The sequence below is a fragment of the Sorangium sp. So ce381 genome, assembly GCF_051473845.1.
Lineage (GTDB): Bacteria > Myxococcota_A > Polyangia > Polyangiales > Polyangiaceae > Sorangium > Sorangium atrum.
In genome coordinates, this window is the sequence record NZ_CP150336.1 from 11,079,576 (window position 1) to 11,095,797 (window position 16,222).

The 16,222-nt window shown below is 69.1% G+C and carries 10 protein-coding genes; 6 read left to right on the top strand and 4 right to left on the bottom strand.

The genetic code is table 11. The annotated features are described in order from the left end of the window. Window positions 1-39: 39 nt before the first annotated feature. The 6 genes from WMF29_RS41510 (at window position 40) to WMF29_RS41535 (ending at window position 6,343) form a co-directional block, all read left to right on the top strand. The gene (locus tag WMF29_RS41510) at window positions 40-1,575 is read left to right on the top strand and encodes a sensor histidine kinase (protein ID WP_437325609.1); all 1,536 of its coding nucleotides are present in this window, start codon (window positions 40-42) and stop codon (window positions 1,573-1,575) included. Beyond that, window positions 1,572-2,957 (top strand): sigma-54-dependent transcriptional regulator, encoded by a 1,386-nt coding sequence (locus WMF29_RS41515; RefSeq protein WP_272102252.1) that lies wholly within the window; start codon window positions 1,572-1,574, stop codon window positions 2,955-2,957. The genes WMF29_RS41510 and WMF29_RS41515 overlap by 4 nt, the downstream gene beginning before the upstream one ends. 168 nt (window positions 2,958-3,125) lie before the next feature. Beyond that, the gene (locus tag WMF29_RS41520) at window positions 3,126-3,794 is read left to right on the top strand and encodes a UPF0158 family protein (protein ID WP_437325610.1); all 669 of its coding nucleotides are present in this window, start codon (window positions 3,126-3,128) and stop codon (window positions 3,792-3,794) included. Window positions 3,795-3,817: 23 nt separating this feature from the next. Then, window positions 3,818-4,456, top strand: a complete 639-nt coding sequence (locus WMF29_RS41525) for an OmpA family protein (protein WP_437325611.1) — start codon at window positions 3,818-3,820, stop codon at window positions 4,454-4,456. Between the two features lie 50 nt (window positions 4,457-4,506). After that, window positions 4,507-4,893, top strand: a complete 387-nt coding sequence (locus WMF29_RS41530) for an AgmX/PglI C-terminal domain-containing protein (protein WP_437325612.1) — start codon at window positions 4,507-4,509, stop codon at window positions 4,891-4,893. A 208-nt stretch (window positions 4,894-5,101) separates the two neighbouring features. Next, a complete protein-coding gene (locus WMF29_RS41535; protein ID WP_272102248.1) occupies window positions 5,102-6,343 on the top strand; it encodes a VWA domain-containing protein in 1,242 nt (413 codons plus the stop codon). A gap of 929 nt (window positions 6,344-7,272) precedes the next feature. Here the strand turns inward: WMF29_RS41535 and WMF29_RS41540 are convergent. The 4 genes from WMF29_RS41540 to WMF29_RS41555 form a co-directional block, all read right to left on the bottom strand. Continuing rightward, window positions 7,273-9,474, bottom strand: coding sequence for an ATP-binding protein (locus tag WMF29_RS41540; protein WP_437325613.1), 2,202 nt, complete (start codon window positions 9,472-9,474; stop codon window positions 7,273-7,275). Window positions 9,475-9,490: 16 nt separating this feature from the next. Further along, window positions 9,491-13,822 (bottom strand): HAMP domain-containing protein, encoded by a 4,332-nt coding sequence (locus tag WMF29_RS41545; RefSeq protein WP_437325614.1) that lies wholly within the window; start codon window positions 13,820-13,822, stop codon window positions 9,491-9,493. Between the two features lie 114 nt (window positions 13,823-13,936). After that, a complete protein-coding gene (locus WMF29_RS41550) occupies window positions 13,937-14,356 on the bottom strand; it encodes a response regulator (RefSeq protein WP_437325615.1) in 420 nt (139 codons plus the stop codon). 17 nt (window positions 14,357-14,373) lie between these two features. Further along, window positions 14,374-15,942 (bottom strand): ATP-binding protein, encoded by a 1,569-nt coding sequence (locus WMF29_RS41555; RefSeq protein WP_437325616.1) that lies wholly within the window; start codon window positions 15,940-15,942, stop codon window positions 14,374-14,376. Window positions 15,943-16,222 lie beyond the last annotated feature (280 nt).

Below are 16,222 nucleotides of genomic sequence, written 5' to 3' on the forward strand. Positions count from 1 at the left end.
GCCCGCGCGCGGGCCATCGCCGGTGCCGCAAAATGCGGCATGTCGTACTTTGCGGCGGCGTCGAGCGGCGATGGCTCGCCGCGCTCCACCTGCGCTACGACGTCGGGCATGAAGCTGGCGCGCAAGCTGACGCTCGCCCTGGTGTTCGGCGTTTTCCTTGTGCTCGCGCTGAGCGCCTACGTGCAGATCCGCAGAGAGGCCAAGACCTTCGAGAACGATGTCCAGCGGGACCATCACGCGATGGGCCGCGCGCTGGCCGCCGCCATCACGGGGGTGTGGCGCACGGAAGGGCCCGCGCGGGCGCTGCGCCTTGTCGAGGACGCCAACGAGCGCGAGAGGCAGGTGGACCTCCGGTGGGTCTGGCTCGATGAGCAGGCGGATGACGCCCATCGGCCCCAGCTCGCGCCGGAGCTGCTCGTCCCCGTCACGCGAGGGGAGGCGGTCGTGCACAGGCTCCCTCGTGAAGACGCGGACGTGCTCGTCACGTGCGTGCCGGTGCCGGTGCCGGTGACCGGCGACCGCGTCGGCGCGCTGGAGCTCTCCGAGTCGCTGGCTGGAGCCCGCCGCACCACCCACGGCATGATCCTGAACACGGCGGTCACGACCGCCGCTCTGACGCTGGTATGCGGGTTGCTCGCGACGTCCCTCGGAGTCGGGCTGGTGGGACGTCCCATGCGAACGTTGATCGATCAGGCGCGGCGGATCGGCGCCGGCGATCTCTCCCGGCGCCTGTCGCTGCGCCAGGAGGACGAGATCGGCGAGCTCGGACGGGAGATGGATGCGATGTGTGACCGCCTCGCCGCGGCGAACCGAAAGCTCGAGTCCGAGGCCGTCGCGCGGCTCGCCGCGCTCCAGCAGCTCCGTCACGCCGAGCGGCTCGCCACCGTCGGCAAGCTCGCGTCCGGGATCGCACACGAGCTGGGAGCGCCCCTCCAGGTCATCGTGGGGCGCGCGCGCATGCTGGTGGACGGGGACGTCACGGGAGAGGAGGTGCCGGCCAATGGGCAGATCATCCTCGAGCAGTCACAGCGGATGACCCAGATCATCCGCCAGCTGCTCGATTTCGCCCGGCGCCGCAGCGCAGAGAAGCAGGAGACCCCGCTGAGGAGCGTCATTCACAGCACGTTCGTCATGCTGAGGCCGCTGGCCGAGAAGCAGGGCGTCACGATGGTCCAGGAAGGAGACACGCCGGAGCTGGTCGTCCACGCAGACGCCGAGCAGCTCCAGCAGGCGCTCACCAACGTGGTGGTCAACGCGATCCAGGCCATGCCGTCCGGCGGCACGTTGGCCGTGGGCCTCCGGGCGGAGCGCGCCAGTCCGCCGGCCGACCAGGGAGGGGCCGAGGGGGATTATGTCGCGCTATCCGTTCGTGACGAGGGGCAGGGCATACCGGCCGACGTCCTGGAGCACATCTTCGAGCCGTTCTTCACGACCAAGCCCGTGGGCGAAGGGACCGGGCTCGGCCTGTCGGTCGCCTACGGCATCATCAAGGAGCACGGCGGCTGGATCCACGTCGACAGCCGGGCGGGCTCGGGGAGCCGCTTCACCATGATGCTGCCGCGGGGGAACTCATGACAGGGCGCGTCCTGATCGTCGACGACGAGCGCGGCGTCTGCGAGCTCCTCGACGCCGGGCTCAAGAAGCGCGGGTTCCGGACGGCATGGCGGACGTCGGCCGCAGAGGCGTTCGAGCTCCTCGGCGTGGAGGATTTCGACGTCGTGATCACCGACATGACCATGCGCGGCATGAGCGGCCTCGATCTCTGCGAGCGGATCGTCGAGAACAGGCCCGATCTCCCGGTCATCGTCATCACCGCGTTCGGGAGCCTCGACACCGCCACGTCCGCCATCCGCGCCGGCGCGTACGACTTCGTGACCAAGCCGTTCGAGCTCGAGGCGCTCCGGCTCACCGTGGAGCGCGCCCTGCGCCACCGCGCCCTCCGCGAGGAGGTGCGCCGCCTGCGGCGCGCCGTGGCCGACGCCCACGGGTACGAGCAGATCCTCAGCGGCAGCCCGGTGATGAGGAGCGTATTCGATCTGCTCGATCGCATCGCCGACTCGGACACGTCGATCCTCATCACGGGAGAGAGCGGGACCGGCAAGGAGCTCGTCGCCCGCGCCGTGCACCAGCGCAGCCGGCGGAGCGAGGGCGCGTTCGTGGCGGTCAATTGCGCTGCGGTCCCGGACGCCCTCCTCGAGAGCGAGCTCTTCGGCCACGCGCGAGGCGCGTTCACCGACGCCAAGGGGGCCAGGAGCGGTCTGTTCGCGCGGGCCCATGGCGGGACCCTGTTCCTCGACGAGATCGGCGAGCTGCCGATCGGGCTGCAGCCGAAGCTCCTGCGCGCCCTCCAGGAGCGCGTCGTCCGGCCCGTCGGCGCCGACGAGGAGCTCCCGGTGGACGTCCGGCTCATCGCCGCGACGAACCGCGACCTCGAGACCGCGATCGAAGAGCGCCGTTTCCGCGAGGATCTCTACTACCGGATCAACGTGGTTCACGTCGACCTGCCGCCGCTCCGCTCCCGCGGCGCCGACGTGCTGCTGCTCGCGCAGCATTTCCTTGAGCACTTCGCGACCGTCAAGGCGAGGCCCATCCAGGGACTCTCGGCGCCCGCCGCGGAGAAGCTCATGGCCTATGCGTGGCCCGGCAACGTGCGCGAGCTCCAGAACTGCATCGAGAGGGCGGTCGCGCTCGCTCGGTACGATCACATCACCGTCGATGACCTGCCCGAGAAGATCCGGACCTACCGGCGCTCCCACGTCCTTGTCTCGAGCGACGACCCGACCGAGCTCGTCCCCATGGAAGAGGTCGAGCGGCGCTACATCCTGCGCGTCCTGGAGGTGGTCGGCGGCAACAAGAGCCAGGCGGCGCAGATCCTGGGCTTCGACCGGGCGACCCTCTATCGGAAGCTCGAGCGGTACGGCATGCGCGGAGGACGCTCGAGCGACCCGAAGCCGTGATCCGCCCGGCGGCCCCGCCGCCGCGAGGCGCGCGACTCCCCTCCTCATCGGCCTGTTGCACAACGCGACACCCGCAGCTCCTTGCGGAAAACATGCTCTCGGGCGCCCCGCGCAGGCGCGTGCGTCCTGCACGCCTGGCATGGGAGCTGCCTACAGGCCGGGCTCGCAATGTGCACCACCGCGCCGGAGTCCACTGCTGCGAACCGGAGAATCCCTGTCGACTGGAACGCTCTCGCGAACGCCTTCGACAACACCGCTCAGCACATCCGCTATTTCCTTCACCTCGAGACAGGCGCCGTGATCCGGCTGGTCGACGGGCTCGCCGACCCGGACACGTGCGCGCGCATCGAGGCGGATCCGTGCTGCGTGCGCGTCGAGGCCATCGGCGCGCGGGAGCAATACGGATGGCTGGAGGCGTTCATCCCGACGGTCGACGACCTCGAGCTGCAGGTGACGCTCCTGCATTCCCTCCAGGGCCGGGGATCGTTTCGGCGGTTCAAGGCCGTGCTCTCTGGCAGGCCAGAGCAGCTACGACGCTGGCGCGTCTTCCGGCTCGCGCAAATCCGTGCCAGCATCCTCGCGTGGTTTCACACCCGCGGTCTGATACCGGCTTCGTTCGAGCATGCGTGGCCCAGCGAAAGCGCTGAGCCGAGGAGATCTCACGCCGCCGACTCGGCTCGCCGGCGGCTCCACGCGGCGGCGAGCGCCCTCGCGCCCGGCGATCTCCACGCGCTCACGTCGCTCGCCGAGTTCCTGCGCGCGACGCGCACCGGCGCGCCGATTCCCGCGGTTTCATCGAGGGGCGACGGAGAGCGCCCCGGTGGCCTGGGCCCGTGACAGCGGGCCATGGAGACGCGATCATGAACGATATCGACGATAAACGAGATGTGACGAGCCGCCCGAGCCCCCGCTGGCTCGTCGCGCGGCGCAGCGCGCGGCGGGCCACGGGCCTCGGGCCCTGGGTCGCCGCCGCCGCGCTCACGGCGATGGGCCTGGGCCCCATCGCCTGCGGCGGCGTCACCACGTTCGAAGGAGGGAAGGCGCTCGCCGTCGTGGGCCGGCCGCCCGCGCCGCCCCCGCCGCCCGCGCCCCCGCCGGAGCGCGTGGTCGTGACGGACGACAAGATCATCATCAACGAGAAGATCCAGTTCGAATACGACCAGGCGACGATCCGGTCGGAGTCACACAGCCTGCTGGACGAGGTCGTCAGCACGATCAAGAAGCACACGCACATCAAGAAGATCGCCATCGAGGGTCACGCGAGCGCCGAGGGATCGGACGACCATAACCTGAAGCTCTCGGACCGCCGCGCGAAAGCCGTGATGAAGTACCTCGTCGACCACGGGATCGCCGCCGGCATGCTCACCGCCAAGGGCTTCGGCAAGTCGAAGCCCATCGCGGACAACGACACGCCGGAGGGGCGCGAGAAGAACCGTCGCGTCGAGTTCAACATCGTCGAGCAGGACACCGCGCAGAAGACCGCGGACGCCGGCAAATGAACGCTGGTCCGAAACCGAGCCGCAAGGGCGCTCCCCGCAAGGAGGCGAGCATGAAGAAGTTGTTTACGGGTCTCACCATGATGGTTCTGGCGAGCGCGTCCGCGGGCTGCTCCTTCGCCGTGCGGAACGCCGAGATGTACCGCGACGATACGGCAGCGCTGCTCGAGACGAGGCGCGACGAGATCAGCGCTTGTTATGACGCAGAGCTCGCGCGGAACCCCCGCGCGCAGGGCAAGGTCACCGTCGCTTTCACGGTGCTCGAGGACAGCGGTCGCATCACGAACGTCGCCGTCGATCCCGCCGGCACCACCGCGTCGGACGACGTGGCGAGCTGCGTCGTGAAGTCGATCGACGGGCTCGTCCTCACCCCGCCGGACGAGAAGCAAGGAAAGGGGAAGTTCGTCTGGGAGTTCACCGTCGGGGCTCCGAAGGCGTAGCGCCGGCGGCGGCGGAGCGCTGCGGCGCCGCGGCGCTCCGCCGCGCCGTCCTCCTTGTGCCCCGCGGCCACGCCCCCTATCCTGCCGCTGTGCGGCACGCACGCACCGCGCTCACGGCCGCTCGCTGCTCGCGCCGCAGGGCGGCTCATCGGGCTTCCGCCAAACAGGCCCTCTGGAGAGCTCGCGACCCCTCCGACACCCCACAGCGATGAGCGCCCGCACCCCCAAGAAAGCCCCTCCGCCCCCCTCCCCCGCCGGCGCGACGGACGACCTCACCGACGGCGATCGCGACGCCCTCCTGCGCTGGCGGCTGGCGCTCGGGCCCGAGGCCGAGCGCGTCGATCCTCGGCTCTCCCTGGGCGGCCTCGGCGGCGCGGCGTCCGCGCTCCACGTCGATCCGCGGCGGCTCGGCGACCTCGACAAGGCCCTCTCGTTCATCTACGACGAGCGCGCCGGCAACCTGGGCGGCTCGCGGCCGTACGTCCCCGAGTGGCTCTCCGCGGTGCGCGAGTTCTTCAGCCACGACATCGTCGCGCTCGTCCAGAAGGACGCCATCGAGAAACGAGGGCTGACGCAGCTCCTCTTCGAGCCCGAGACGCTGCCCTTCCTCGAGAAGAACGTCGAGCTCGTCGCCACGCTCATGAGCGCGAAGGGCCTCATCCCCGACGCCGCCCGGGAGACCGCCCGGCAGATCGTGCGCGAGGTCGTCGAGGAGGTGCGGCGCGCGCTGGAGTCCGAGATCCGCACCGCCGTCCTCGGCGCCCTGCGGCGGAACACGACGAGCCCGCTCCGCGTCCTCAGGAACCTCGACTGGAAGCGCACCATCCGCAAGAACCTCAGAGGATGGGACGCGGAGCAGCGCCGCCTCGTCCCCGACAAGCTCTATTTCTGGGCGAACCAGACGCGGAGACACGAGTGGGACGTCGCGATCCTCGTCGACCAGTCGGGCTCCATGGGCGAGAGCGTCGTCTACAGCTCCATCATGGCCGCGATCTTCGCGTCCCTCGACGTCCTCCGCACTCGGCTGCTCTTCTTCGATACCGAGGTCGTCGACGTGACTCCGATGCTCGTCGATCCGGTCGACGTGCTGTTCACGGCGCAGCTCGGCGGCGGCACCGACATCAACCGCGCGGTGGCCTACGCCCAGGCGAACTTCATCGAGCGCCCCGAGAAGACGCTGTTCATCCTGATCACCGACCTGTTCGAGGGCGGCAACGCCGAGGAGCTCGTCGCCCGCATGCGCCAGCTCGCCGACAGCAAGGTGAAGTCGATCTGCCTCCTCGCGCTCTCCGACAGCGGCAAACCCTCGTACGACCACGACATGGCGCAGAAGCTCGCTGCCCTCGGGACCCCCTGCTTCGGCTGCACCCCGAAGCTCCTCGTCAAGGTGGTAGAGCGGCTCATGCGAGGTCAGGACCTCGGCCCGCTGCTCGACGCCGAGGCGCGCTGAGCGCCTGGCGAGAGCACAAAACCACGGAGGCACAGAGGACACAGAGGTTCTTTTCCTTCCTCTGCGTCGTCTGTGCCTCCGTGGCCCCTCGCTCCCCCCGCCTCTGGTACACGCGCCGCAGAGCGGCGGTCACCCGCACAGGAGACGGGTCCAGATCGACGTTTTCGGCGCGCAGGCGTACTCACGTACGCCGAGCACCGAAAACGTCGAGATGGGCCCGTATCCGAAGCGGGTGACCGCCGCTCCTGTCACCGCGCGCGGCGGGTCGCCTTCGCCGAGCGCTCGTCCGTCCGCCGGGCGGCGGCGCGCTTCCGGGACGTGGCGCCCCGGGCAGCGCTCGCAGAGACCCGCCGACGGGCCCCGGCCGCGCGAACCACCTCTTCCAGAGAGGGTGTCTTGACCAGAAGGGGACCCGCGCTGCTCTCGGCGCTGATCGAGGGGCCAACTAGGCTGATAGAAAGTTTCACTTGAACTACCGATATATGTTGCGGACTGATCACGTCGCTCAGCGAGGGCTCATCACCTATAAACCGTTTTGATCTTTTACGCAGCGTCGCAGTGCGGAGATCACGAGCCCTGAGCGCCCGTCCGGACGTGAACTTGTCCACCCGGGAGATCCACTCGCCTTCCGCCTCTCACGGCGGATGCACGCATGCACCACGGAGGCACGAAGGCACGGGTCTGGGTTCGCTCCGTGCCTCCGTGTCTCCGTGGTGATCGGCGAGGGACTGCCCCCGGGTGTCGCACCGGGCGCTCTGTCACGAGCTTGTTGCACGATGCAGGCCAACGATGGCCGGATGCCGGCGTCGCCGCTTTTCACGGGGGGACCGTGAGCCGCCTTTCACGGTTGAAACCACCGGTTGCAACGGTGGCGCAGCGCGACCGCATCCCTGCCCCACGGACGGCAGGTGAGCTCAGGAGAGCGCCTCTCAGCCGGCAGGACCGGTCAACGACGATCCAGGGCGCTCGCCCAGGGGCCCGGACGGACCAGCCGCTCGGGGCGGGAGCGGCAACGCCACCTGGAATCTGGCCCCCATGCCCGGGGCGCTCTCCACCTGGATGCTGCCGCCGTGAGCCCTCAGGATCTGGTCCACGATGTACAGGCCGACACCCAGCCCGCCATACGAGCTGGTCGGCGCCGCGCGCTCGAAGCGCCCGAAGATGCGGGCGATGTACTCCTGAGCGATCCCGATGCCCTGATCTGCCACCTGGAGCACCGCGGACCGCCCATCCACCGAGATGCGCACCTGGATCGGCTTGCCCCGCCCGTATTTGATGGCGTTCATGAGCAGGTTGGTGATCACCTGATCGATCCGCAGGCGGTCCCACCGGCCGACCGCGGTCAACGGCATGTCCAGATCGAGCGTGCAGCCGGCCCGCTCCAGCTCGGCTTCGAGGCGGCCCGCCACCTCGCGCGCCACGTCGCACAGATCCACGTCATCGAGGCTCAGCTCGAGGTGGCCGCTGTTGATGCGCGCCACGTCGAGCAGCGTGTCGATGAGCCGCGTGAGCCGCTCGATCTGCCCGCCGGCCTGGGAGAGCTTCGCCAGCACCTGATCCGCCGGCAGCCCGCCGTCCGCCCGGTGGAGGGCGCGCGTGAGGCCCTGGACCTGGAGCACCAGCGCGCTGAGCGGCGTCCTCAGCTCGTGCGAGGCGACCGCCACGAAATCCTCGCGGATCTGCACGGCTTCGCGCGTCATCCGCAGCAGCCGGGCGTTCTCGAGGCAGAGCGCCGCGCGCTGCGCGACGTCGAGGGCGACCGCGAAGTCGGGCGGCTCGAAGCGCTCGCCCGGCTCGACCCACACCATGCTGAGCGCCCCGAGCACCTCGCCGCGCGTGACGAGCGGCACGCACAGGTAGCTGCTGGCGCCGATCTCCTGGATCACGGCGGGATCGTCGATGTCGAGCGCCACGGCGACGTCGCGCGGAGCGCACTCGACGCGCAGGTCGGGGCGGCCGGTCGTGAGCACCGCGCCGACGCCCTCCGCGGTCAAGGCGAGCTCCCGCGGGCCGAATCGTTCCACGAATCGTTCCACGAACCGCGCCCCGTCGCGGGCCCGATGCGCGGCCGCGAGCCTGCGCGCGCCGCCGTCCTCGCGCAGGTCGAGCACGCACCAGGTGCAGATGCGCTCCGCGGCGATGCGCACGAGGGCCGTCGCGACGCTGTGCTCGTCGAGCGACGCGGAGAACGAGCTCGACGCCTCCGCGAGGATCTCCGAGCGGCGCACCGCGGCCTCCGCCTCCGCGCGGGCCGCCCGCTCGCGCGTCAGGAGGTGCAGGCGCTCCTGCTCGTGGCGCTTGCCGTCGTCGATGTCCGTGAAGCTGCCGAGCCAGGCGACCACCCGCTTCCAGACGTCCCGCTCCGGCACCGCCCGGCACAGGTGCCACCGGTAAGCGCCGTGGATCGACCTGAGGCGACACTCGCCCTGAAAGGGCTCGCCCGACTCCAGGCAGCGCCGCCACTTGCTGACGAACTGGTTCAGATCGTTCGGGTGCACCGCGGCCTGCCAGCCCCAGCCGCGGAGCGCCTCGAACGCGAGCCCCGTGTACTCCAGCCAGCGCGAGCTCACGTAATCGATGCCGCCGTCGAGCTTCGCCGTGAAGACGCACTGCGGGATGGCGTCGGCCAGGTTCTGGTACCTCGCCTGCGCGGCGCGCCGGAGGTCCTCGACCTCGGCGTCGCGCCGCTGCTGCTCGGCCTGACGCAGGAGCTCCGCCTGCTCCTTGATCTGCTCGCCGCGCCGGTGGAGCTCGACGAACACGGCGACCTTCGCCTGGACGACCTCCGGCTCGAGCGGCTTCAGGAGGTAGTCGACGCCGCCCACGGCGTACGCCCTGTAAATGGCCGCGAGATCGTCCGTCGCCCCCGTCAGGAAGATGATCGGCGTGTGGCGCGACCGCTCCCGTTGCTTCACGAGCGAGGCGACCTCGAAGCCGTCGATGTCGGGCAGCCGCACGTCGAGCAGGATGACCGCGAAATCCTCGGACAGGATCCTGAGGAGCGCGTCCTTCCCGCTCGCGGCGGTCACGAGGCGGTAGCTCTCGTCGGCCAGGATCGCCCTGAGCGCCGTCAGGTTCTCCGGCTGATCGTCGACAAGGAGGATGCTGGTCGTCGCGGGCGCGGTGGACACGGTAGGGCTCCGTGGCTCAATCCGGCCGCACCCAGTGCAGGATCGTCGACATCAGCCGCCCCTCGTCCACCGGCTTGGCCACGAAATCGTTCAGGCCGGCGTCCAGGCACTTCTGTCGATCTTCCGGCATCGCCTTGGCCGTCACCGCGATGATCGGCAGCTCGTTGAAGCGGGGATCGCTCCGGATCTCCCGCGTCGCCTCGTAGCCGTCGAGCTCGGGCATCATGATGTCCATGAGGACAACATCGATGGACGAATCGGCGTCGCGCAAGATCTCGATACCGTGCCTCGCGTTCTCGGCCAGGACCACGTGCGCCCCGCGCCGCTCGAGCAGGCTCGTGATGGCGAAGACGTTGCGCGCGTCATCGTCGATGACAAGCACGCTGCGCCCGGCGAGCGCGACCGCGGAGGTGCCGTTCGTGAGGAGCGGCGCGACCGGCTCGGTCAGCTCGGCGCGCGCCGGCCTCGTCGCCTTCTGCTCCGTCCGCTCCGCCGGCAGGTACAGGGTGAACTTGCTGCCGAGCCCGGGCGTGCTGTTCAGCCAGATCTCGCCGCCGAGCAGGCTGGCCAGCTCCCGGCTGATCGTCAGGCCGAGCCCTGTGCCGCCGTAGGTGCGGCTGGTCGACGCGTCGGCCTGCTGGAACGCGTCGAAGATGAGCGTCTGCTTCTCCGCCGGGATGCCGATCCCCGTGTCGGTGACGGCGAACGCCAGGACGGTCTTCGCCTTGACGAGCGTCTCCCGCTTGAACGTGAGCGCCTTGCTGGCCACCTCGATCTCGAGCGAGATCCGCCCGGACGACGTGAACTTGAACGCGTTGGACAGCAGGTTCTTCAGGATCTGCTGGAGCCGCTGCAGATCCGTCATGATCCCCGCGGGGACGCCGGTCGCGACCCGGACCCAGAACTCGAGCTCCTTCTGCTCGGCGATCTGCCGGAAGCTCCGCTCGACGTACTCGGCCAGCTCGGAGAGCAGCACCCGCTGGGTCTTCACGTCGATCTTGCCGGCCTCGATCTTCGAGAGGTCGAGGATCTCGTTGATGAGCTGCAGGAGGTCCTGCCCCGCCGCGGCGATCGTCTTCGCGTACTCGACCTGCTTCGACGTGAGCGTGTGCTCCTCGTTGTCCGCGAGGATCCTGGCGAGGATGAGCAGGCTGTTCAGCGGGGTGCGCAGCTCGTGCGACATGTTCGCGAGGAACTCGGACTTGTACTTCGACGTGCGCGACAGCTCCCTCGCCTTCTCCTCCAGAGAGGCGCTGGCGCGCGCGATCTCGCGGTTCTTGATCTCGAGCTCCGACGCCTTCTCCTCCAGCTCCTGCGACCGCGAGCCGAGCTCGGTGTTGGACCTCTGGAGCTCCTGGAGCAGCTCCTCCGTCCTCATGCTGGCGCCGATCATGTTGAACACGACGCCGATCGACTGCGTGAGCTGCTCGAGGAACGTGAGGTGGATGGGCGTGAAGTTCTGGAAGCTCGCCAGCTCGATGACCGCCTTGAGGCCGCCCTCGAAGAGCACCGGCAGGACGCAGATGTTGCGCGGCGGCGCGTCGCCGAGGCCCGAGCTCACCCGGATGTAGTCGTCCGGGAGATCCGTGACGACGATGCTCTTCTTCTCCAGGCCGCACTGCCCGACGAGCCCCTCGCCCAGCGCGAACCGGTTGGAGATGCCCTTGCGCTTCTGGAACGCGTAGCTCGACGTGAGCTTGAGCGCCGGGTACTTCTCCTCCGACTCGAGCACATAGAAGGCCCCGTGCTGCGCCGACACGAGCGGCGTCACCTCGGACATGATGAGGCGAGAGAGCGCCTCGATCGTCCGCTGTCCGGCCATCATCCCGGAGAAGCGCGCCAGGTTCGTCTTCAGCCAGTCCTGCTCCTGGTTGGCGCGCGTCGTGTCCCGCAGGTTCGAGATCATCTGGTTGATGTTGTCCTTCAGCTGGAGGACCTCGCCCTGCGCCTCGACCGAGATGGCCCGCGTGAGGTCGCCCTTCGTCACGGCGGTCGCGACCTCGGCGATGGCGCGCACCTGCGTGGTGAGGTTGCCCGCGAGCTGGTTCACGTTGTCGGTGAGGTCCCTCCACGTGCCGGCCGCGCCGGGCACCTTGGCCTGGCCGCCGAGCTTGCCCTCGATGCCGACCTCGCGCGCGACCGTGGTCACCTGCTCGGCGAACACGCGGAGCGTGTAGGTCATGTCGTTGATGGTGTCTGCCAGCGACGCGATCTCGCCCTTGGCCTCCAGGGCGAGCTTCTGGCGGAGGTCGCCGTTCGCGACCGCGGTCACGACCTTGGCGATGCCGCGCACCTGCGAGGTGAGGTTCGAGGCCATGACGTTGACGTTCTCCGTCAGGTCCTTCCACGTGCCGGAGACCCCGGGCACCTGCGCCTGGCCGCCGAGCTTGCCCTCAGTGCCTACCTCGCGCGCGACGCGCGTCACCTCCGCGGCGAACGCGCGCAGCTGATCGACCATCTTGTTGATGGTGTCCTTCAGCTCGAGGATCTCCCCCTTCGCCTCGACCGTGATCTTCTGGGACAGGTCGCCGCTCGCGACCGCCTTCGTGACGAGGGCGATGTTGCGCACCTGGTTCGTCAGGTTGCCCGCGAGCTGGTTCACGTTGTCGGTGAGGTCCTTCCACGTGCCCGCGACGCCCGGCACCTGCGCCTGGCCGCCGAGCTTGCCGTCCGTGCCTACCTCGCGCGCGACGCGCGTCACCTCCGCGGCGAACGCGCGCAGCTGATCGACCATCTTGTTGATGGTGTCCTTCAGCTCGAGGATCTCCCCCTTCGCCTCGACCGCGATCTTCTGGGACAGGTCGCCGCTCGCGACCGCCTTCGTGACGAGGGCGATGTTGCGCACCTGGTTCGTCAGGTTGCCCGCGAGGACATTCACGTTGTCCGTGAGGTCCTTCCACGTCCCGCTGACGCCGCGCACCTCGGCCTGCGCGCCCAGCTTGCCCTCCGTGCCTACCTCGCGCGCGACGCGCGTCACCTCCGACGCGAACGCGCGCAGCTGCTCCACCATCTTGTTGATGGTGTCCTTCAGCTCGAGGATCTCCCCCTTCGCCTCGGCGGTGATCTTCTGAGAGAGATCGCCCTTGGCGACGGCCGTCGTGACGAGGGCGATGTTGCGCACCTGGTTCGTCAGGTTGCCCGCGAGCTGGTTCACGTTGTCGGTGAGGTCCTTCCACGTGCCCGCGACGCCCGGCACCTGCGCCTGGCCGCCGAGCTTGCCGTCCGTGCCTACCTCGCGCGCGACGCGCGTCACCTCTGCGGCGAACGTCCGGAGCTGCTCCACCATCTTGTTGATGGTGTTCTTCAGCTCGAGGATCTCCCCCTTCGCCTCGACCGTGATCTGCTTCGACAGGTCGCCGTTCGCCACCGCCGTCGTCACGACCGCGATGTTGCGCACCTGGTTGGTCAGGTTGCCCGCGAGGACATTCACGTTGTCCGTGAGGTCCTTCCACGTCCCGCTGACGCCGCGCACCTCGGCCTGCGCGCCCAGCTTGCCCTCCGTGCCTACCTCGCGCGCGACGCGCGTCACCTCCGACGCGAACGCGCGCAGCTGCTCCACCATCTTGTTGATGGTGTTCTTCAGCTCGAGGATCTCCCCCTTCGCCTCGACCGTGATCTGCTTCGACAGGTCGCCGTTCGCCACCGCCGTCGTCACGACCGCGATGTTGCGCACCTGGTTGGTCAGGTTGCCCGCGAGGACATTCACGTTGTCCGTGAGGTCCTTCCACGTCCCGCTGACGCCGCGCACCTCGGCCTGCGCGCCCAGCTTGCCCTCCGTGCCTACCTCGCGCGCGACGCGCGTCACCTCCGACGCGAACGCGCGCAGCTGCTCCACCATCTTGTTGATGGTGTTCTTCAGCTCGAGGATCTCCCCCTTCGCCTCGACCGTGATCTGCTTCGACAGGTCGCCGTTCGCCACCGCCGTCGTCACGACCGCGATGTTGCGCACCTGGTTGGTCAGGTTGCCCGCGAGGACATTCACGTTGTCCGTGAGGTCCTTCCACGTCCCGCTGACGCCCTGCACCTCCGCCTGCGCGCCCAGCTTGCCCTCGGTGCCTACCTCGCGCGCCACGCGCGTGATCTCCGAGCCGACGGTCTGCAGCTGCTGGACGACGTCGTTCACCTCATCGGCGATCTGACCGATCGTCCCCGGCACCTCGCCGATGCCGACGCGCGCGGAGAAGTTGCCGGCCTTCACCGCCTTGAGCACCTCCAGCACCGCCTGGAGCTGCATCTCCCGCACATCCAGGTGGCTGCCGTTGGCGCCGCGCTTGCGGGGCGGCGACTTCTTGCTCGCTCCGCTCCCGTGCTTGTCCTTCGAGGTCGCCGCGATGTTGTTCGATTGCATGACCACCTTCCCGACGACGTTAGCGCGCCTGGAGTGCTTGTTCTCGTTTCAGGTGTTCAGGCCTCGTCGACGCCGGGGGAGCTCGGCGTCATGAGACCCTGGAGTACCGCCGTTTCACGACTTGCCGCGGCGCAATACTTCTGCGACTTGCCGCTGGAGACGAGCATGCTCGATCTCGCGAGCGCGACGCTCGAGCGCGCGTCGCATGCGAGAGCTTAGCTCATCGGAGCGGAAAGGTTTGGAGAGGTAATCCGAGGCGCCGACGCGGAGGGCGCGCATCCCGGTCTCGACGGAGCCGAAGGCGGTGATCGCGATGATCGCCAGCGACGGATCGTGCTCCTTCGCCCGCGCGATCAGCTCGATGCCATCCATCCCCGGCATGCGGATGTCGGTGATCAGCAGGTCGAAGTTCCCCGACGGGAGCAGACCGAGGCCCGACATCGCATCGGCCACGTGCGTCGCTTGGTAGCCGTGGTCCTTGGCGATGTCAACGACGAACCGGCCGAGATCATCGTCGTCTTCGACAACCAACACGCTCGGTGAGCCCAGACTCATGCTTTCTGCCCTTCCTCTCTACCCCCTCTACTTGACTCCGAGCTCGCTTCCGCGCTCGCCGGTGAATCGGACACGGTCGCGGGCAAGGTGATCCGGAAGCGCGCCCCGCCTGTCGCCGAGGCGGCGGCCTCCACCGAGCCGCCAGCTTCCTCGACGATCCCACGGACGATCGCGAGCCCGAGCCCGCTCCCGGCCGCCTTCGTCGTGAAGAACGGGTCGAAGATCCGGTGCAGATCCCCGGCGGGGATCCCCGGCCCCGCGTCGGCGACCTCGAAGCACACGACGCTAGAGCCCGCTGGACCATCGCACTCGGGCAGGACGCTCACCACGAGCTCGCCGCCGCGGGATTGGGCCTCGACGGCGTTCAGGCACAGATTGAACACGACCTGAAACAGACGATCGGAGTCGAGGGCGACGCGCGCCCTCGCGGCGCCGCCGAGCGGGCACAGGACGCTCGGCTCGATGCCGCGCCTCCTGCACTCCGGGCCCAGGAAAGCGACCACATCGTCGATGACGCGCCGGAGATCGCTGTCCGCCTGCTGCGGTCTCGGCGGCCGAGCGAGGGAGACGAGGCGAGAGACGACGCGCGTGATCCGCTCGGATTGCCGCGCGATGGTCTCCAGCTCGGCGCGCAGGTGCGCTGGGCAGCCGGGCAGGTCGGCCGCGCGGCGCGCGCGGCCATGGATCACGTTCAGCGGCGATCCGATCTCGTGGCCGAGCGAGGTCGCCACCTGCCCCGCGGCGGCGAGCGCCTGCGCCTGCTGCAGCTTGCGCTCCCCGTTCACACGCGCCGCCTCCTCCCGCACCGCGCGCTCCCGCGCCTCGCGGAGAGAACAGGTCATCGTGTTGAAGGCGCTCGCCAGACGAGAGAGCTCCTCCGCGCCCCGCTCGGGCACGGCCGCGTCCAGATCGCCGCTCGCGACGCGCTCGGCCCCGGCGAGGATGGCCCGCGCGGGGAGCGCGACCGTGAAGCGCCCGACGAGCCCCGCGACGACCGCGCTGATCAGCAGCAGCACGACGCCGGTCACCGCGAGGCCGTGGTTCAACGTCCTCTCCAGCACCTCGACGTAATGACGATCGCGCACCAGGACGGCGACCAGGGGCTGATTGGCGCTGCTCGGCCGGATGTAAACCGTGCGGAGCAGCACGGATTGCTCGGCCAGGCTGCCGGCCTCCTCGATGTCGCCGCCTTCGAGGAACGCCTGGCGCGCGATCTGCTCGAGGCGCTCCGCTTCGCGCTCGACTCCCTTCGTGATGAAGATCGCCTCACCTTCCCTGGTGAACGCGGCGATGCCGAGGATGCGCTCGGCGCTCGCGAAGTCCTCTGCCCTCCGCCGGACGAGCGCGACGTCCCTGCGCTGCAGCGCGCTCTCGACGAACGCTTGAAGCAGGGTGGCGTAGTTGCGGAGCTCCGCCGTGGCCTCCTCCCGCAGGACCTGCTTGCGGTGCGCCGACGCGAAGATGCCATACAGCAGGATGGCCATCGCGATGGGGAGGACGAGAGACAACCAGAACTGGTGCGCGAGCCTCATCCCCCCCGGTCGGCGCTGGTGCTGCAATACCATACGGCGATCCACCGCGACCCTCAGGGGACGCCCTTGCATCAACGCTTCGCGTTATAACAGAACGCGTCTTCGTACTTGGCGAGCTCATCCGCGTCGTTCGGCGCGTGCCGCGTACTTTCGTACGCCTCACTCGCCGGCCTAACGGCTGAGCTCGTATCCCACGAATCGGCACCCCATTTTATCAGCCACCGAGATGCGAAGCCCTCGAATTACATCACCATTCCACCGGAGCGGCAAGCGCAACCTCGAGATCGATACGACCGCTCATCTCGCTACCTCG